Source organism: Pseudomonas sp. S2_H01, from assembly GCF_054668305.1.
Genome location: NZ_CP162756.1, coordinates 1,426,009 through 1,445,697 on the forward strand (window position 1 = coordinate 1,426,009; position 19,689 = coordinate 1,445,697).

Consider the following 19,689-nt stretch of genomic DNA (forward strand, 5'->3'; position numbering starts at 1 on the left):
CGCTCATCCTGCTGTTCAAACCCACTGCTCAGCGGCAAACGAGGAGGTTATCCGGTCTTCCATGTAGACCGCAAAGTCGCTTGGCGAAACGGCTTTGGCGTAGTAGTAACCCTGGGCCTCGTCACACCCGCGCACGACCAGGGCATCGAGCAGGTCGAAGCTTTCCACGCCCTCGGCAATCACTTTCATGTCGAAGCTGTGTCCCAGCGTGATGACCGCCTGCACGATGGCCGCGTCCTGAGGATTACTCAGCATCCCCCGTACGAAGGACTGATCAATCTTCAGCTTGTCCACGGCCAAGCGTTTCAAATACGCCATGCTCGAATAGCCGGTGCCGAAATCGTCGATGGACATGCGCACACCCAACGCCTTAAGCCCTTGAATCGTCTCAAGGACCCCCTCGGAATCCTCGATCAGGATCGACTCCGTCAATTCCAGATCCAGCAGATGAGGTTTGAGTCCACTTTCATGAAGCGCCCTCCTGACCTCATTCACCAGGTCGCCCTGACGAAACTGCACCGCCGAACAATTCATCGCAACACTCAGCTCGCCAAACCCCGCCGTTTGCCACGCCACGGCCTGATGACAGACCTTGCTCAGCAGCCAGCGACTGATCGGAAGAATCAGCCCGCTGGATTCGGCGACCGGGACAAACTCGCCGGGCGCAATCGAACCCAGGCCCGGGTGCGACCAACGCAGCAACGCCTCAGCGCCGATGACTGTCCCAGTGCCCAGATCGATTTGTGGCTGATAAAAAACCTGCAATTCGTTCTGCTCGAACGCCTGGCGTAACTCGGTCTGAACGTACAAAAACCGCAATTCACGCTCGCCCATCGCGGCTTCGTAGAACACCCAGGTATTGCGACCGTTGCGCTTGGCCTGGGTCAGTGCGGTGTCCGCCGCCTTGAGCAGGGAGCCAAAATCGTGACCGTGAGCGGGATGGACAGCAATGCCGACCGAGGCACTGATCGACAAGGTGTACCCGGCCTGTTCGAGTGGCTGCTGCATGACCTGCAGGATGTGCTCGACTCGCTGCGCCAATCGCACCCGATCGTCGTCATCGACAAGCACCAGAAACTCATCGCCACTCAGCCGTGCGACCGTATCCACCAGAGGCTTCACTGCCGCCAGACGCTGTGCCAGACGCTGAAGGATCGTATCGCCCGCGACATGCCCCAAGGAGTCGTTGATGGTCTTGAAGTTATCCACATCGAAATACAAAAGCGTGAGGCGCTGACCCCGACCACACTGGTTGATCGCCTGGTTGACGCGCTCAAGCAGGTAACGCCGGTTGGGCAGGCCTGTCAGTTCGTCGTGAAACGCGCTGTCACGCAACTCGTCCAGGATCTGCTGACGCCGAATTCGGTTAGCCTGCAGGCGCAACGTAAGACCAATGATCAGCAGGTAAAGCACACTGCACACCGCCGATGATGCAATGACCGTGTATTTCCAGCTCAGGAGGTAATCCTCCGCCGCCAGACCGATCACCAGCACAAGCGGGAATTCGCCGACTTTTTTGAAGCCGTACAGCCGCTTGACCCCGTCGACTCGGGAACGGGAGATCAGCGTCCCTTCTTGAATGCCTTCGCTCAGTCGCCGATCGATCGCATCGGGCGGGTAGGAAGCCATTTGATGGTCGACCTTGGGTACCCGCAATACGACTTGCGGGCTTTCCGTACGGCGCAGTGTGATAACGCCATGCGCTCCCACATCCACCTGCCTGAATATGTCCTGGAGCTTTTCCAGCGACTGACCGGTTGCAATACCGTGCAGCGCAGCGTGGGTATCACGAAAGCTGCTGCTCAGACGCGCTTCCAGTACAAGGCTCAGATTGCTGACATCCGAGCGGGCCTGACGCTGGGCCTGCTGATACAGCAAACCCAGCAGTACTCCCAGCAAAGCGACGATGGCCAGCGCCATCCCGAGCCATAACCATACCTGAAGCTTGACCACGGGAGGCGCGACGACCTCTCGCCCCGTGTCAGGGGTCAGCAGACACGTGATGCGATCGCCCCCAACGCTCAATGCTTGCTCAGTCATGTCGCCTCACCATGCGAACCGCGCAACCATGCCGTTGAGATCAACCGCCAGACGTGACAAATCAGTGCTGGCCGAGCGGGTCTGGCTGGCACCGGCAGCGGACTGCGTCGACAGATCGCGAATCGTAACCAGACTGCGATCAACCTCACGGGCAACCTGAGCCTGCTGCTCGGTTGCACTGGCGATCAACAGGTTGCGCTCGTTGATCTTCGAGACTGCCAAGGTAATCTGCGTCAACGCGGTGCCTGCCGAGCGAGCGCGCTCGAGGGTGCGGCCTGCTTTATCGGCGCTGCTTTGCAATGCGGCAACCGTAGCGCCGGTGCCTGACTGAATACTTTCAATCATCGTGGCGATTTCCAGCGTCGACGCTTGAGTACGCTTGGCAAGCGAGCGAACCTCGTCCGCGACGACCGCGAAGCCGCGTCCGGCATCACCCGCCCGAGCTGCCTCGATGGCCGCATTGAGCGCCAGCAGATTGGTCTGATCGGAAATGCTGTGAATCACGCTTAACACCGTGCTGATGTCGTCGGCAAAACGCGATAAATGATCGGCCTGCTGGGCAGCCTCCACCACTTCCTGAACCAATCCCTGAATCAACACGATCGTTTCGCCGACCTGTTCCTGGCCCCTCTGCGATTCGTGATCGGACGCCTGCGACAATTGGGAGGTGCTCACCGCATTGCTGGCGACTTCGTCAACCGCAGAGCTCATCTGCGTCACAGCCTCGGCAGCCTGTTCGATCTGCTCACATTGATGCTGCAACCCCTGGGTGCTGTGCCCCATGACCACACTCATTTCCTCGGCGGCGGCCGCCAGTTGTTTTGCCGAGTCACCGATGCCTTCGATCGTCGAGCGCAGGCTTGTCTGCATCTCGCGCATGGCTTCAAGCAACGCGGCGGGCTCGTCTGCGCCCTGATCGTCAATCGCGCCACCGAGTTCGCCCCGGGCAATGGTTTGCGCTACAGACAACGCCTGACGCACTGGACCGACAATGCTGCGAGTCAACAACCAGGCCAGCGCGACGGTGACCACGACGGAGAGCGTCAGCACCACCCCGATAATCAGCTGCATCCGGGAGTACAACGCATGGGTTTCCTGAGCGGCCGCACCTGCACCGGCTTCGTTGAGTGCGGACAATTGATCCATGGACCGTGTCAGGTCTGTGCCAACGCTGGCAAGCGTGGCATTCAGACGTTCCATCTCCTCGTCATCGGAAAGGCCGGTGCGGATCAGGGAAATCACTTTATCCAGCGTTGGCATATACCGGTCGAGCGAGATCTTGAGTGAGTCCAGCAGCGCCACTTCCTCGGGACCGCCCTGCCGATTGCGATACTCCGCCAGATACCGCTCCAGGTCCCCCCGGGCGTGGTTAATCAAGGCCTCACTTTTCTCGCGCACCTGCGGATCGCTGGAGGCGCGCAGGCGCTGTCCCTCCAAGCGAATGGTGTGGATGCTCAGTGAAAGCTTTTGCACTGAAATGATCCCCGGCATCCAGACATCGTTGATCCGGTTGGTGGCCCGGTCCAGCGTTGCCGTCTGCGTCAGGCTGAACAAGCCGACGAACAAGACGATCAGTGTGATGAGTCCAAACCCTATCGCCGCACGGGTTCCTATGCTGACTGCCCTGAGAAGCATGTTGTTATTTCCCCTTACGCACAGCCCTGGTGGCGGGCGCGACGAACTGATGGAGCCTGAGCAGATTGGCTGTCAGGATCGAAAGGGGAAACTAACACCGGCAGGAAGTGATGCCGATTAGCTATCAGGTTGCTGCCGTCATACTTGAGTATGAGCGACATATGATGGGGACCGGGTATGGCGGCTCAAGCTCAGGCAGCACCTGAGCTCTTCAATGTCAGACCGCCGAGAGGGCCTGCGACATTTTCACGAGATCGGCGAAGGTGCGCGCCTGCATCTTCTTCATCGCGTGGCCACGATGGATCTTCACAGTGATCTCGCTCAAGCCCATTTCGGAGGCGATCTGCTTGTTCATCAGGCCTGTCACTGCGTAGGCCATCACTTCCTGCTCGCGAGCAGTGAGCGTTTGGTAGCGCGCCAGCAGACCAGCGGTCGCCTTGCCGGTCTCGCGACGCTTGCCATCGGCCTGCAGCGCCAGCGTTACAGCGTCGAGCAAGTCCTGTTCGCGAAAGGGTTTGACCAGAAAATCCAGTGCCCCGGCCTTCATCGCCTTGACCGACATGGCGATATCACCGTGGCCGCTGACGAACACGATGGGCATCGCCACCTTCATCTCGGCCAGGCGCACTTGAAAGTCCAGGCCGCTCTCCCCTTGCAGACGCACATCCAGAATCAGGCAGGCCGGAACGTCCTCGAACGGGTGCTGCAAGAAGTCCGCCCCGGAGGCGTACGTGTAGACGCGCATCCCGACAGAGCGCAACAGGCTGTCCAGCCCAGCGCGAATGGACGGGTCGTCATCGACCACGAAAACCACGGGACTCTGATCAACGGCGGTCGTCACGATACGTGCTCACAGGCGGGTAGAGAGAAGTTCAGCGCTGCGCCATGACCCAGGTCGCTCTCCGCCCATATGCGGCCGCCGTGAGCATCAATGATCGAACGGCAAATCGACAGGCCCATGCCCATCCCCTCTGGTTTGGTGGTGAAAAACGGATTGAACAGGCTGGGCAGGTTCTGCGTGGAAATGCCTGGCCCGTTGTCCTGCACGCGCAACGTTACGTCACCATTGGGTGCCGTGGTCAACGACACCAGAAGCGTTCGCTCCTTGCCGTGCATTCCGGACATGGCTTGCATGGCGTTCATCAACAGATTGATGATCACCTGCTGCAGTTGCACCTTGTCGCCTCTGACCCACATCGGCTCGCTGGCAGGCGTGAAGTCGAAATTGACGCGATGGCGCAGCACTTCCCTGCGCACCAGCGCAATCGACTCCAGCAACACGTCCTGCAGGTCGATCCGGATGTGTTTGGGGTCAGTTTTGCGCGACAGCGCACGGATACGCCGAATGACCTCACTGGCGCGATGGGCTTCGCTCTTGATACGTTCGATTGCGCTGCGCACTTCGCCCAGGTCCGGGACATTACGATTCAACCAGCGCAGGCCGGCCTCGGCGTTGGTGGTGACGGCTGACAACGGCTGATTCACTTCATGGGCGATGGACGCTGCCATCTCTCCCAACGTCGTGACGCGCGTGACATGAGCGAGCTGACTCTGCGAGCGATGCAGCGCCTCTTCGGCATTCTTGGACGCAGTGACATCCATCAGCGCGCCGATGTACTCGCAATCGCCCGATGCATCGTGAACCTGCTGGGCGAGCATGCGCACGAACTTGCAGGAACCATCCGTCATGAGCAGCCGGAATTCGGCTTCCATGTTCGCGTGGCGCGCATAGGCCTGCTCGATGAGGGATTTCAGATCGTCAGTGTCTTCGGGATGCGTGCGACCGATCATGTACTCCAGTGTCGGCTGCAGCTGTTCGTCGAACTGGAAAATGCGCCTCGCCTCGTCAGACCAGTACATCTCCGCGCTGGGCATTTTCAACCCGATGCTGCCGGTCTGGCTTAACCGTTGGGCACCGGCCAGAAACGCCTCGCTGCGATGGAGCAGATGCACCTGCTCCTGCAGAGCGTCACGCGCTGCTTTGTTCTTCAGCGCCAGGAACGCCGCGATCGCAATGGCGCACAGACTGACCAGACACCGGGCGAAAGGCGGGACAAGCCATTCCGGCCCATGGGAAAACAGGAACGCGGCCAGCGTCAACACGCCACAGGCCACGGAGACGAGCGCAACCCCGCGGCGGGAGAACAGATCCCCGGACATGAGAATGACCGCGACGTAGAGCACGGCAATGGCGACATCGAGCGAGCTGAGCCAGTCGATCAGGAAAATGATCAACGCGAGGACCACTGCGCCGAGTCTCAGTAACCAGACGCTGGGCGAAACCTCAGCCTTGGTGGTCGCCGCAAGTGCGGCAGGGACAGTATTCATTGCGACCGTTTTGCCTTGTTTTGTAATCATTGGGATGGCAGCGCAAAGTAACGTTTCGCGAACGCTGAATGTCCGCGAAGGCCTGGCCCGTCACGACAACGGAGGCGAGGCCAGAATAGTCGTTTTTGTAGTGAATGCTTGTTGTTAAGACAAACGTGTCGACCGGGACACAAATATACGCAGGATTTATACGGGGAGACAGGCTAAGGCTTTAATTCGAGGGAAGTCTAGAGCAGATGTGCTTTATTGATGTGCTGCTTCAATCAGGTGGGCCTGAATAGAACAAGCCCCGACGCGAGCGCCAGGGCTTGTAATGGCCACATCCATATGGCCTTCGCATGAACCTTCAATCGATCAACCAACGACCTCCCTGGCCGTCAATCGTCCGTTCTACTGGTTCGAGGAATCGAATTACTCAGCTTTCAGGCCGTCAGCCGAAACAGCTTTGACGCCTTTGATTTTCTTGGTGATAGCAACAGCGGTGGTTTTCTGCGATTCGGTGATCGCTACAGTCGACGACAGGGAAACCACGCCTTTGTTGGTTTCAACCTTGATGTCGGAGCCAGGAATGCCTTTCTCAGTCAGCAGGTCGGATTTGACCTTGGTGGTGATCCAGGTATCGGAAGTGGCTTCTTTGGTTTTTGCGACTTCATTTGCAGCGACCACCATCGGAGCTTGGGCAGAGGTCTGGGCCATGGCTACGTTTGCCATGGTCAGGGTCAGAGCAGTGGCGGTAGCGGCAGCAATAGCGAACTTCTTCATACGAGTAACTCCTGTTTTTCTCAGAATCTGCGCCAACCTCGTTGGTCGCAGGGTTACCGTATATATCGCAAGCGCTGTGCCAAACATGCCGATCAATTTTTATCTATAAATATCAACAACTTATAAATTTGTGGATCCCGCTTGATCGTGCAGATTGCCCGTTTACAAAAAGTTCCGCTTGCAAGATGCATGTTCGGTACACGCAATGGGCGCTGGTTTTTGCGGTAACCCATTAATTGCACTCGAAAAAAAAGAGCCCCGAAGGGCTCTTTTCTATGCAGCATTGAAGGCGTGCGATTAAACGCCCGACGCCTTGGCAGCGGCGACGTCTTTGATCGACAGCTTGATACGGCCGCGGTTGTCCACGTCCAGAACCAGCACTTCGACTTCCTGACCTTCTTTCAACACGTCGGTAACCTTCTCAACGCGAGCATCGCTCAGCATGGAGATGTGAACCAGACCGTCTTTGCCAGGCAGGATGTTGACGAATGCGCCGAAGTCGACGATGCGCTCAACCTTACCGACGTAGATCTTGCCGATCTCGGCTTCTGCGGTGATACCCAGAACGCGCTGACGTGCTGCCTCAGCCGCTTCCTTGGTTTCGCCGAAGATCTTGATCGAACCGTCGTCTTCGATGTCGATCGAGGCTTTGGTTTCTTCGCAGATGGCACGGATGGTCGCGCCGCCTTTGCCGATGACGTCGCGGATCTTGTCGGTGTCGATCTTCATGGCGATCATGGTCGGCGCGTTTTCCGACAGCTCGGTGCGCGACTGACCAATGATCGTGTTCATCTGGCCGAGGATGTTCAGGCGAGCTTCCAGGGCCTGGCCCAGGGCGATCTCCATGATTTCTTCGGTGATGCCTTTGATCTTGATGTCCATCTGCAGCGCGGTCACGCCCTTGGCGGTACCGGCTACTTTGAAGTCCATGTCGCCGAGGTGGTCTTCGTCACCCAGGATGTCGGTCAGAACAGCGAACTTCTCGCCTTCTTTAACCAGGCCCATGGCGATACCGGCAACCGGGGCCTTCATTGGCACGCCTGCATCCATCAAGGCCAGGGAAGCGCCGCAGACCGAAGCCATGGAGCTGGAACCGTTGGACTCGGTGATTTCCGACACCACACGAATGGTGTACGGGAACGCGTCAGCCGGTGGCAGCATCGCTTGAACCGAACGACGAGCCAGACGGCCGTGACCGATTTCGCGACGACCCGCGCCGCCCATACGACCACACTCGCCCACCGAGAACGGAGGGAAGTTGTAGTGCAGCATGAACGGGTCTTTTTTCTCGCCTTCCAGGGTGTCCAGCAGCTGTGCATCGCGGGCGGTGCCCAGCGTTGCAACGACCAGCGCCTGGGTTTCACCACGGGTGAACAGAGCCGAACCGTGAGTCTTCGGCAGAACGCCGACTTCGATGTTCAGCGGACGTACGGTGCGAGTGTCGCGGCCGTCGATACGTGGCTTGCCGTTAACGATGTTTTCGCGAACGGTGCGGTATTCGATTTCGCCGAATGCAGCTTTGACTTCGGAAGCCGACGGGCTGCCTTCTTCAACAGCCAGTTTGGCAACGACCTGATCCTTCAGCTCGCCCAGGCGCGCATAGCGATCGGCCTTGACGGTGATGGTGTACGCCTCGGAGATGGCAGCGCCGAACTCGGAGCGGATAGCGCCCAGCAGCTCGGTGGCTTCAGCCTTCGGAGCCCAGGTCCAGGTTGGCTTGGCAGCTTCGGCGGCCAGCTCTTTGACAGCCTTGATAACCGACTGGAATTCGTCGTGGGCGAACAGGACTGCGCCCAACATCTGGTCTTCAGTCAGCTCTTTGGCTTCCGACTCAACCATCAGTACCGCTTCTTCGGTACCGGCAACGACCATGTCCAGGCTCGATGCTTTCAGTTGTTCGTAAGTCGGGTTCAACAGGTAACCGGTGCTTTCGTGGAAAGCAACGCGCGCGGCGCCGATTGGACCGTCGAACGGAATGCCCGAGATGGCCAGGGCAGCCGAGGTACCGATCATCGCAGCGATGTCCGGATCGGTTTTCTTGCTGGTGGAAACGACGGTGCAGACAACCTGCACTTCGTTCATGAAGCCTTCAGGAAACAGGGGGCGGATCGGACGGTCGATCAGACGCGAGGTCAGGGTTTCTTTTTCGGAAGGACGGCCTTCACGCTTGAAGAAACCGCCAGGAATCTTGCCGGCAGCGTAGGTTTTTTCCTGGTAGTGAACGGACAGTGGGAAGAAGCCTTTGCCAGCGTCTGCTTGTTTGGCGCCGACCACAGTCACGAGAACGGTGACGTCGTCGTCAACGGTGACCAATACTGCACCAGAAGCTTGACGGGCGATGCGGCCTGTCTCCAGGGTTACGGTCGATTGACCGAATTGAAATTTCTTGATTACCGGGTTCACGGTTTCCTACCTTCTTTGTGGCTCTTGGGGGAACTGGTTTCTTGCGAATTCTTGGGCAGTGAGGGGAATCGGCCCCTTCGTCAGTCCAGATAAAACGGGTGCAGATAAAACGTGTATCCAGATAAAACTTGAGGCTGGGAGCCTGCCCTACGCCGGTGGGAGACCCACAGACGTAAGACAGACAACCAACCTCTAGCGCAATCGCTGATTAGCGACGCAGACCCAGGCGACCGATCAGAGCGCTGTAACGGCTCACGTCTTTGCCTTTCAGGTAGTCCAGCAGCTTACGACGCTGGTTAACCATGCGGATCAGACCACGACGGGAGTGGTGATCTTTACCGTTGGCCTTGAAGTGACCTTGCAGTTTGTTGATGTTGGCGGTCAGCAGTGCAACTTGCACTTCTGGCGAACCAGTGTCACCAACGGCTTGCTGGTAGTCAGCAACGATTTGAGCTTTTTCTTGAACGTCGAGAGCCATGAGGCAATCCTTTTTATCAGGAAACTGTTTCAAAGAAACAGCTTCAACAGGCCAGGGACAAATCCCTGTATCTATAAGAGAGGAGTGACCGTGCCTGTTAACAGCCACCCTCTTACCGCCGTGTCAGGAACCCCCGACTCGACGGGTTCGGTCACTCTGACCGAATCAGTCGACGTGGCGCAATACGCCCGTCTTCACTCACTTCACCGATCCCGATGAAGCGACCTTCATGATCCTGCACCCGCACCATGCCAAACTTCGGCGCATCCGGGGCTCTGACTGGCTGACCGTGCAACCAGTAAAACGAACTGTGCTCGGAAAACTTCAACAGCGGCCAGTCGAGCAACCCACTGTCGGAAGGCATCAGGAAGCGATCAACCGCTTCATTACCACCTTCGGCGTGCACCGCCTCCAGCTCTTCCAGCGTGACCGTCTGGGCCAGCGTGAAAGGTCCGGCTTGCGTGCGACGCAATTCAGCAACGTACGCGCCGCAGCCCAACTTCTCACCGATATCCTCCACCAGGGTACGAATATAGGTGCCTTTGCTGCAGTCGACGGCCAAACGTGCGGTCTCGCCTTCGCTTGCCAATAATTCCAGGCGCGCAATAGTAACAGAACGCGCTTCGCGCTCCACCACTTCCCCTGCCCGCGCCAACTTGTACAACGGCTGGCCATCACGTTTGAGCGCGGAGTACATCGGCGGTATCTGACTGATTTGGCCGCGAAATTCGGGCAGCACAGCCTCGATATCGGTGCGACCAACGGTCACCGGGCGCGTTTGCAAAACATCACCCTCGGCGTCTGCCGTGGTGGTGGTCTTGCCCAACTGCATCAGGGTTTCGTAACCCTTGTCGGAATCGAGCAGGTATTGAGAGAACTTGGTCGCCTCGCCAAAGCATAGCGGCAGTACGCCGGTGGCCAGTGGGTCGAGACTGCCGGTATGACCGGCCTTTTCCGCGTTAAGCAACCAGCGGACCTTTTGCAGGGCAGCGTTGGAGGTGAAACCCAGCGGCTTGTCGAGCAGGATGATGCCGCTGACATTGCGGCGAATGCGCTTGACCTGAGCCACGGCGTTATTCCTCCGAACCGTCTTGCTTGGCAGCGGATTCGTGCTGACCGTCTTCAGCCACGGCGCGCTCGATCAGCGCGGACAAATGCGCGCCACGGGCGACGCTTTCGTCATAGTGGAAGTGCAACTGAGGCACGCTGCGCAGCTTCATTTCACGTGCCAGCTGCATGCGCAGAAAGCCCGCTGCGGAGTTGAGCACCTTGATCGACTGTTTGATTTCTTCAGCGCTGTCTTCACCCATCACGGTGATGTAGACCTTCGCGTGGCCCACGTCACGGCTGACGTCGACGGCGGTGATCGTGACCAGACCCACGCGTGGGTCCTTGACTTCGCGACGGATCAGTTGAGCCAGCTCTCGCTGCATCTGATCGCCGATACGCTGGGTACGGCTGTATTCTTTTGCCATGTCTTGTTACCTGTCACCTACGGCAAAAAAGCCGTACGGTCTGAAAGCGGCAAACGCCCGGCCTGGCAGAAGCCGGACCGGGCGTTGCGTTTAGAGTCCATGGCTGGCGCCGGGCATTTGCATGCGACAACAACCATGACTCCTGAAGCTCGCGATTTAGAGGCTGCGAGCCACTTGGACCTTCTCGAAGACTTCGATCTTGTCACCGACCTTGACGTCGTTGTAGCTCTTGACGCCGATACCGCATTCCATGCCGGCACGCACTTCGGAAGCGTCATCCTTGAAGCGGCGCAGGGATTCCAGCTCGCCTTCGAAGATAACGATGTCTTCACGCAGTACGCGGATCGGACGGTTACGGAACACAACGCCTTCAATGACCATGCAACCGGCGATCGCACCGAACTTCGGCGAACGGAACACGTCGCGAACTTCGGCGATGCCCAGGATGTTCTCCCGGACGTCGCTGCCAAGCATGCCGGTGAGGGCTTTCTTGACGTCTTCGATGATGTCGTAGATGACGTTGTAGTAACGCATGTCCAGACCTTCCTGCTCGACAATCTTGCGCGCGCCAGCATCGGCACGCACGTTGAAGCCGAACAGTACAGCGTTGGAAGCCAGTGCCAGGTTGGCGTCGCTTTCGGTGATACCACCGACGCCGCCGCCCACTACACGCACTTGTACTTCGTCGTTGCCCAGGCCGTTCAAAGCGCCCTGCAAAGCTTCCAGAGAACCGCGGACGTCGGATTTGAGGACGATATTGAGCGTCTTCTTCTCTTCCTGACCCATGTTCTCGAAGATGTTTTCCAGCTTGCCGGCGTGAGCACGGGCCAGCTTGACTTCACGGAACTTGCCTTGACGGAACAGAGCCACTTCACGGGCTTTCTTCTCGTCGGCAACCACGCTCATCTCGTCGCCAGCGTCCGGGGTACCGTCCAGGCCGAGAATCTCGACAGGGATGGAAGGACCGGCTTCCTTGATTGGCTTGCCGTTCTCGTCGAGCATGGCGCGAACGCGACCGTAGTTCGAACCGACCAGCACCATGTCGCCCTGACGCAGCGTACCGTCCTGAACCAGAACAGTGGCCACAGGACCGCGGCCCTTGTCCAGACGCGATTCAACCACGACGCCACGGCCAGGAGCCGATGGAGTGGCAACCAGTTCCAGCACTTCGGCTTGCAGCAGAACAGCTTCGAGCAGCTCGTCGACACCAGTACCGACTTTCGCCGACACAGGAACGAATGGAGTATCGCCACCCCACTCTTCGGACGTGACGCCGTGAACCGACAGTTCACTGCGGATACGGTCCAGGTCAGCGCCAGGCTTGTCGATCTTGTTCACCGCAACGACCAGCGGAACGCCAGCAGCAACAGCGTGCTGAACAGCTTCGATGGTCTGCGGCATCACGCCGTCGTCCGCCGCAACGACCAGGATCACGATGTCGGTAGCCTTGGCACCACGAGCACGCATTGCGGTAAACGCAGCGTGACCCGGGGTGTCGAGGAACGTCACCATGCCGCGCTCGGTTTCAACGTGGTACGCACCGATGTGCTGGGTAATACCACCGGCTTCGCCAGCGGCAACCTTGGCACGACGGATGTAGTCGAGCAGCGAGGTCTTACCATGGTCAACGTGACCCATGACGGTAACGACCGGCGCACGAGGAACCGTCTCACCTTCGAACTTCAGCGACTCGGCCAGGGAATCTTCCAGGGCGGTATCGCTGACCAGGGTCACTTTGTGGCCCAGTTCTTCAGCGACCAGCTGGGCAGTTTCCTGATCCAGAACCTGGTTGATGGTGGCCGGAGTGCCCAGCTTGAACATGAACTTGATGATTTCAGCAGCTTTGACCGACATCTGTTGAGCGAGATCGCCCACAGTGATGGTTTCGCCGATCTTCACTTCACGAACCACAGGACCGGTAGGGTTCTGGAAGCCGTGAGCATTGCGTTTCTTCAGCTTGGCCTTGCCACGACCGCCGCGACGGAAGCCATCGCTTTCTTCGTCAGTGGTGCGCGGAGCAACGCGTGGAGCCGGCGCTTTTTCCTTGACCGAAGCACGATGTGGAGCGTTTTTGCGCTCGCCATCGCCACCACTGCCGCGACGATTGCTGTCGTCGTTACGTGGCTTGTCAGGACGACGCTGTTCGTCTTTCTTGCGAACGTCAGCCACTGGAGCAGGCGCTGCAGCGGGAACGTCCAGAACAGGCTCGGCCACCGGTTGTGCAACAGGCGCCGGGGAAGGCGCTGCCACAGCTTCAGCAGTTTGCGGAGCAGCAGCAGGCTGGCGGCGTGCTTCTTCTTCGGCACGCTGACGGGCTTCTTCTTCAGCCTTTTGACGGGCGGCATTTTCTACCGCACGGCGCTCGTCCTGCTCGCGCTTGCGCTCGGCTTCGATTTCTTCCGGGCTACGCTGTACAAAGACTTTTTTCTTGCGCACTTCAACGCTGATGCTCTTGCTGCCAGCAACACGCAGAGTACTGGTGGTTTTGCGCTGCAAAGTGATCTTGCGCGGTTCTTCCACTTTCGCCTTGTGACCGCTTTTCAGGTGCGTCAACAGGGCTTGTTTTTCGTTATCGGTCACAACTTGCTCGGCGGCGGTGTGCGGCAAACCTGCCTCACGCATCTGCTGTAACAGGCGCTCTACCGGTGTGTCGACCGTTTTGGCCAGTTCTTTCACCGTGACTTGCGTCATGCACTTCTCTCCTCAGGCCGCATCTACTTACTCGAACCAATGGGCTCGGGCGGCCATGATCAACTTGCCGGCACGATCATCGTCAATGCCGTCGATGTCGAGCAGATCGTCAATAGACTGCTCGGCCAGGTCTTCGCGGGTAATTACGCCGCGCACCGCCAGTTCCATCGCCAAATCCTTGTCCATACCCTCAAGCGAGAGCAGGTCTTCGGCCGGATGGGCGTCTGCCAGCTTTTCCTCAGTAGCGATGGCTTTAGTCAACAAGCGATCCTTGGCACGAGCGCGAAGCTCGTTGACGATGTCTTCGTCAAAGCCGTCGATGTTGAGCATTTCTTCCAACGGTACGTAGGCAATCTCTTCCAGGCTGGTGAAGCCTTCATCTACCAGTACCTGAGCAAGTTCTTCGTCGACTTCCAGCTCGTCGATGAAGTTGCGCAGGATGTCACCGGTTTCCGCTTGCTGCTTGGCCTGGATGTCCGATTCGGTCATTACGTTCAAGGTCCAGCCAGTCAACTGGCTCGCCAGACGCACGTTCTGACCGCCGCGACCAATCGCCTGGGCCAGATTGTCTGCGCCTACAGCGATGTCCATGGCGTGTGCGTCTTCATCAACGATGATCGCTGCCACTTCGGCAGGCGACATGGCGTTGATGACGAACTGTGCCGGGTTGTCGTCCCACAGCACGATATCCACACGCTCGCCGCCCAACTCGCCGGAAACTGCCTGGACACGCGAACCGCGCATGCCGATGCAAGCGCCTTGCGGGTCAATGCGTTTGTCCTTGGAGCGAACTGCGATTTTTGCACGCGAACCAGGGTCACGAGAGGCAGCCATCACCTCGATGAGACCTTCGGCAATTTCCGGAACTTCAATCCGGAACAGCTCGATCAGCATCTCTGGCGCGGTACGCGACAGGATCAGCTGAGGACCACGGTTTTCAGTGCGGATCTCTTTGAGCAATGCACGAACGCGGACACCGACACGGAAAGTTTCCCGGGAAATGATGTCTTCACGCGCCAGCAGCGCCTCGGCATTGTTACCCAAGTCGACGATGACATTGTCACGTGTAACTTTTTTAACAGTGCCGGAAATGATTTCGCCCAGGCGCTCACGATAAGCGTCTACGACTTGAGCGCGCTCGGCTTCGCGGACTTTCTGCACAATGACTTGCTTGGCAGTCTGAGCGGCGATGCGGCCAAACTCGATGGATTCGATTTTCTCTTCTACAACGTCGCCGACATTGGCGCCCGGATGCGTTTCGGCAACCTTGGTCGGCCAGGTTTCAATCGCAGGATCGTCAAGATCGTCTTCTTCGACAACCGTCCAGCGACGGAACGTCTCGTAGGCGCCCGTGTGGCGATTGATTTCCACACGAAGGTCAACTTCGTCTTCAAAACGCTTTTTAGTGGCCGTGGCCAAAGCGATTTCAAGCGCTTCAAAAATCACATCGGCCGGTACGCCTTTTTCATTCGATACCGACTCAACAACCAGCAGTACTTCTTTGCTCATCGTACGCCTCGCCTTTCGCAAGCCATTGGATCCGCGGGATCCGCGTCTCAGTCAAACGTGGGAATAATGTTGGCTTTGTCGATCAGATCGATCGGCAACAGGTATTCGTGATCTTCCACTTGCACCACGACATCCTGCTCCTCCACCCCGCGGAGAAGGCCTTGAAAGTTGCGTCGACCGTCGAAGGGCGAGCGCAGCTTTATCTTCACTTGTTCCCCGGCAAACGAGGCAAACTGTTCAATCGTGAACAGTGGGCGTTCCATGCCAGGAGAAGAAACTTCGAGCGTGTATTCGGAGCTGATCGGATCTTCTACGTCCAGAACACCGCTGATCTGACGGCTGACGATGGCACAATCGTCCACCAGCACGCCGCCCTCTTTATCGATATAAACGCGCAACATTGAGTGACGACCCTGGGCCGAAAACTCGATACCCCAGCATTCATAGCCAAGGGCCACGACCACCGGGGCCAACAAGGCCTGCAACTGTTCTAGCTTGCTCGACACCTGAACCCCCTCGTGCATGCTGTGCAAATAAAAAATGGGCAAAGCGCCCATCATGAAAAACGCCGTCAACAGCGGCGTAATAAAGTGTCCAGCTAACAAAAAGCCCCTGAAAAGGGGCTCCGCTAAAACTGGTTGCGGGGGCTGGATTTGAACCAACGACCTTCGGGTTATGAGCCCGACGAGCTACCAGACTGCTCCACCCCGCGACAAAGCTGGGGCGGAAGTATACGACCGATCCCGATTTGGGTCAATCCGACACATCCACCTACAAGAAAGCCCGCTACTGCGGGCTGACTTGTTCAATTGGTACCGAGAAGGGGACTCGAACCCCTACACCCTATGGGCACAACCACCTCAAGGTTGCGTGTCTACCAATTCCACCACCTCGGCATTACAACTCTTTTTGCAGCCCCAATATCGACTGCGAATCCTGTGTTACTTCTGTTCTGGAGCGACAGGAACGTCAGCAGGTACAGCGGCTGGTTTCTGTTGTCCTTCCAGGACCGGAACATCATCTGCTGCCGGCTTTTGCTTAACTTCCAACACCGCTGGATTTGGCAAACCTACTTGAGTCAGCTGGTGAGCTTTCTCCTTAGCAAAGTAACCTAACCCTAAGCTAGTCATGAAGAAACAGGCGGCAAGTATAGCAGTAAACTTACTAAGAAAGGTAGAGGAACCTTGGCCTCCGAAGACAGTATTTGATGCACCTGCTCCGAACGACGCGCCAGCGTCCGCACCTTTACCCTGCTGCAGCAATACGAGAGCGACAACGCCCAGAGCGCCCAGCAGATGAAGAACGACTACGACTGTTTCCAGCATTTTTTCAGTTTCCCGCGGCGCGAATGATCGCACCGAACTCGTCTGCTTTCAGGGACGCTCCACCAATGAGCCCCCCATCGATATCCGGCATGCTGAACAGCTCAACCGCATTGGCCGCCTTCACGCTGCCGCCATATAGAAGACGCACACCTTGCGCGACTTCAGAATTCTTTTTCGCCAACTGCGCACGAATGGCTGCGTGCACTTCCTGCGCCTGCTCCGGCGAGGCAGTCAATCCGGTACCAATGGCCCAGACCGGCTCGTAAGCAATTACCGCATTCACGAAAGCACCGATGCCCAGCGCTTCGATGATGCTGTCGAGCTGCTGCCCGACAACCTCAAGCGTTTTACCGGCTTCGCGCTGCTCCAGTGTTTCACCGACACACAGGATCGGTGTCAAACCAATTTCCTGGGCTGCAGCAAACTTGCGTATCAGGACCTCGTTACTTTCGCCCATGATCTGGCGACGCTCAGAGTGCCCAACCAGCACCAGCTTGCAACCTGCATCCTGCAACTGAGTCGGCGAGACCTCACCTGTCAACGCTCCCTCCCCCAGCTCGTGTGCGCAGTTCTGCGCACCTACCGAAATCGCGTGCCCTTCAAAGCACTCGACAACGAAGCTGACGTGCAGGCTCGTAGGGAATACCGCGACATCGACACCGTCAGGAATGGCCATATTCGCCAAACCTTCGACCAGCTTAGCGACGCTGGCGCAGGTACCGTGCATTTTCCAGTTACCAGCTACCATAGGGCGACGCATGCTGTACCTCGTCGGTCAAAGTGGGCGCAGATGTTACCCAACAGTTTCAACACTGGCAAGCCGAAATCAGGCGCAAACTTCAGCAACCAGTTTTGCGAGTTCGTCGGCGTAGCCAGCGACCAGTGTTTCGTCCTCACCTTCAACCATCACACGCACCAGCGGTTCGGTGCCGGACTTGCGCAGCAGCACGCGACCACGACCACCCATGGCCGCCGTCACGCGCTCACACGCTTCCTTGACCGCAGGGTGCTGGACTGGGTCCACACCGCCACCCTCAAAGCGCACGTTGACCAACACCTGCGGGCATTTTTTCAGTCCCTGACGGGACTCCGCCAGGCTCTGTCCCGAGCGCTTGAGCGCCAGCAGCACCTGCAGCGCAGCAATAATCGCATCGCCGGTAGTAGTGTGCTGGAAGCAGACGACGTGGCCCGAATTTTCACCACCGACCTGCCAGTTACGCTCCAGCAATTCGGCGATGACATAGCGGTCGCCCACATTGGCCCGCACGAATGGAATGCTCAGGTCGGCGAGCGCCAGCTCAAGGCCCAGATTGCTCATCAGAGTGCCCACGACGCCGCCCTGCAACCGGCCACGCTCGTGCAGGTCTCGGGCGATGATGTAAATCAATTCATCCCCGTCGACGATAGCCCCGGTGTGATCGACCATCAGGACGCGATCACCATCGCCATCGAAGCCAATGCCCAGATCGGCCTTCTCGGCAACGACAGCCGCCTGCAGAGCACCCATATGGGTCGAACCACAGTCATCGTTGATGTTCAGCCCGTTGGGCGCAGCCGACAGCACCGTCACTTGCGCACCCAACTCCCGGAACACATTTGGAGCCACCTTGTAGGTCGCGCCATGGGCGCAATCGACCACAATCCTGAGCCCTGAAAAACTGGTGCTGGTCGGCACGCTGCTTTTGCAGAATTCAATGTAGCGGCCTGCCGCATCGTTGATCCGGGACACCTTACCGAGATGCTCAGACTCCGCCACCGTCATCGGCGCATCGAGCAACTCCTCAATCATCATTTCGACCTCATCAGGGAGCTTGGTGCCTTGCCCGGAAAAGAACTTGATGCCGTTATCGTAATGCGGGTTGTGTGACGCACTGATCACGATGCCCGCTTGCGCTTGAAAGGTGCGGGTCAGGTAGGCGATCGCAGGGGTCGGCATCGGACCGAGCAACATGACGTCTGCGCCGGCCGCGGACAATCCAGCCTCAAGCGCAGACTCGAACATGTAACCCGATATGCGAGTGTCCTTGCCCACCAGGATGCGGCACGCGCCCATCTTGCGAAATGCCATCCCGGCGGCCCAGCCCAGCTTGAGCATGAAATCAGGAGTGATGGGGAATTGACCTACACGACCGCGAATGCCGTCGGTTCCGAAATATTTCTTAGTACTCATGGGTGCTCCAGATTCTTATTCTGCCGATTCAACAGCGGAAATCATGCGGACGACATCGACGGTTTCAGGGACATCGTGCACACGCAAGATTCGCGCACCCTTGATCATGGCCATCCCCGCCAGCGCGAGCGCGCCGTAAAGCCGCTGATCAACGGGCTTATCCAGGACTTTGCCGATCATACTCTTGCGTGAGACGCCAACCAGCAGCGGCCGACCCAACGCGTGCAGGGCCTCCATATGCTTGAACAGACTCAGGTTGTGCTCCAGCGTTTTGGCGAACCCGTAACCGGGGTCGAGGATAATCCTCTCTCTCGCAATGCCCGCAGCGATACAGGCGTCCATCCGCTCACCGAGGAACGAACTGACCTCATCCAACAGATCGTCATACCGAGGATCGTTCTGCATGTCCGTCGGTTCGCCACGCATGTGCATCAGGCACACCGGCAATCCGGTCGCCACTGCCGCGTCCAGGGCACCGTCACGCTGCAACGAGCGCACATCGTTGATCAGGCCTGCACCCAGGCGCGCCGTCTCACGGATGACCGCGGGCGTTGAAGTGTCCACCGAAATAATGACATCCAGCTCACGACTGATCGCTTCAACGATCGGCGCAACGCGCTCCAACTCTTCGACCGAGGAAACCGTACGCGCACCGGGCCGCGTGGACTCACCTCCGACATCGATCAGCGTCGCGCCTGCATTAACCATGGCCTCAGCGTGTCGCAGAGCCAGATCACGCTGTGCGAAACGACCGCCATCGGAGAACGAATCAGGGGTGATATTGAGGATTCCCATGACATGCGTCCGGGATAAATCAAGAACCCGGTTGCCGCAAGGCAACCGGGTTGGGTACAGCGCAGAAGTCATGTCAGG

At 58.1% G+C, this 19,689-nt stretch carries 16 protein-coding genes, 2 tRNA genes and 1 pseudogene; all 19 read right to left on the bottom strand.

Going from position 1 to position 19,689, the window contains the following annotated elements; all coding sequences use genetic code 11:
* Positions 1–15 precede the first annotated feature (15 nt).
* Positions 16–2,040, bottom strand: coding sequence for a putative bifunctional diguanylate cyclase/phosphodiesterase (locus AB4N84_RS06315; protein ID WP_460045639.1), 2,025 nt, complete (start codon positions 2,038–2,040; stop codon positions 16–18).
* Positions 2,041–2,046: 6 nt separating this feature from the next.
* On the bottom strand, positions 2,047–2,919 hold the full coding sequence (locus AB4N84_RS06320) for a methyl-accepting chemotaxis protein (RefSeq protein WP_425262251.1): 873 nt from the start codon (positions 2,917–2,919) through the stop codon (positions 2,047–2,049).
* Between the two features lie 33 nt (positions 2,920–2,952).
* Positions 2,953–3,675, bottom strand: a pseudogene (locus tag AB4N84_RS06325) (MCP four helix bundle domain-containing protein); the annotation flags it as partial.
* A 217-nt stretch (positions 3,676–3,892) separates the two neighbouring features.
* Positions 3,893–4,516 carry a response regulator transcription factor gene (locus AB4N84_RS06330; protein ID WP_244165893.1) on the bottom strand — a complete coding sequence of 208 codons (624 nt, stop codon included), beginning with the start codon at positions 4,514–4,516 and terminating at the stop codon, positions 3,893–3,895.
* On the bottom strand, positions 4,513–6,003 hold the full coding sequence (locus AB4N84_RS06335) for a PAS domain-containing sensor histidine kinase (protein WP_460045640.1): 1,491 nt from the start codon (positions 6,001–6,003) through the stop codon (positions 4,513–4,515). The genes AB4N84_RS06330 and AB4N84_RS06335 overlap by 4 nt, the downstream gene beginning before the upstream one ends.
* A gap of 411 nt (positions 6,004–6,414) precedes the next feature.
* Positions 6,415–6,765 (bottom strand): BON domain-containing protein, encoded by a 351-nt coding sequence (locus AB4N84_RS06340; RefSeq protein ID WP_074756357.1) that lies wholly within the window; start codon positions 6,763–6,765, stop codon positions 6,415–6,417.
* A gap of 297 nt (positions 6,766–7,062) precedes the next feature.
* A complete protein-coding gene (gene pnp, locus AB4N84_RS06345; RefSeq protein ID WP_074756359.1) occupies positions 7,063–9,168 on the bottom strand; it encodes a polyribonucleotide nucleotidyltransferase in 2,106 nt (701 codons plus the stop codon).
* A 208-nt stretch (positions 9,169–9,376) separates the two neighbouring features.
* Positions 9,377–9,646, bottom strand: coding sequence for a 30S ribosomal protein S15 (rpsO, locus tag AB4N84_RS06350; protein ID WP_046820615.1), 270 nt, complete (start codon positions 9,644–9,646; stop codon positions 9,377–9,379).
* A gap of 151 nt (positions 9,647–9,797) precedes the next feature.
* Positions 9,798–10,715, bottom strand: a complete 918-nt coding sequence (truB, locus tag AB4N84_RS06355) for a tRNA pseudouridine(55) synthase TruB (RefSeq protein ID WP_074756361.1) — start codon at positions 10,713–10,715, stop codon at positions 9,798–9,800.
* A gap of 4 nt (positions 10,716–10,719) precedes the next feature.
* Entirely contained in the window at positions 10,720–11,121 is a 402-nt protein-coding gene (gene rbfA, locus AB4N84_RS06360; protein ID WP_074756363.1) for a 30S ribosome-binding factor RbfA, read from the bottom strand.
* A gap of 156 nt (positions 11,122–11,277) precedes the next feature.
* On the bottom strand, positions 11,278–13,812 hold the full coding sequence (gene infB / locus AB4N84_RS06365) for a translation initiation factor IF-2 (protein ID WP_074756365.1): 2,535 nt from the start codon (positions 13,810–13,812) through the stop codon (positions 11,278–11,280).
* Positions 13,813–13,839: 27 nt separating this feature from the next.
* A complete protein-coding gene (nusA, locus tag AB4N84_RS06370; RefSeq protein ID WP_074756367.1) occupies positions 13,840–15,321 on the bottom strand; it encodes a transcription termination factor NusA in 1,482 nt (493 codons plus the stop codon).
* A 47-nt stretch (positions 15,322–15,368) separates the two neighbouring features.
* Positions 15,369–15,827: a ribosome maturation factor RimP gene (gene rimP, locus AB4N84_RS06375; RefSeq protein ID WP_074756531.1), complete on the bottom strand. Its 459-nt coding sequence runs from the start codon at positions 15,825–15,827 to the stop codon at positions 15,369–15,371.
* Between the two features lie 129 nt (positions 15,828–15,956).
* Positions 15,957–16,033 (bottom strand) — tRNA-Met (locus AB4N84_RS06380).
* Positions 16,034–16,131: 98 nt separating this feature from the next.
* Positions 16,132–16,217, bottom strand: a tRNA-Leu gene (locus AB4N84_RS06385).
* A 45-nt stretch (positions 16,218–16,262) separates the two neighbouring features.
* Positions 16,263–16,646: a preprotein translocase subunit SecG gene (gene secG, locus AB4N84_RS06390; RefSeq protein WP_460045642.1), complete on the bottom strand. Its 384-nt coding sequence runs from the start codon at positions 16,644–16,646 to the stop codon at positions 16,263–16,265.
* Positions 16,647–16,650: 4 nt separating this feature from the next.
* Positions 16,651–17,406 carry a triose-phosphate isomerase gene (gene tpiA / locus AB4N84_RS06395; protein WP_460045643.1) on the bottom strand — a complete coding sequence of 252 codons (756 nt, stop codon included), beginning with the start codon at positions 17,404–17,406 and terminating at the stop codon, positions 16,651–16,653.
* Between the two features lie 66 nt (positions 17,407–17,472).
* Positions 17,473–18,816, bottom strand: coding sequence for a phosphoglucosamine mutase (gene glmM, locus AB4N84_RS06400; protein WP_460045644.1), 1,344 nt, complete (start codon positions 18,814–18,816; stop codon positions 17,473–17,475).
* 15 nt (positions 18,817–18,831) lie between these two features.
* Positions 18,832–19,683: a dihydropteroate synthase gene (folP, locus tag AB4N84_RS06405; RefSeq protein ID WP_460045646.1), complete on the bottom strand. Its 852-nt coding sequence runs from the start codon at positions 19,681–19,683 to the stop codon at positions 18,832–18,834.
* Positions 19,684–19,689 lie beyond the last annotated feature (6 nt).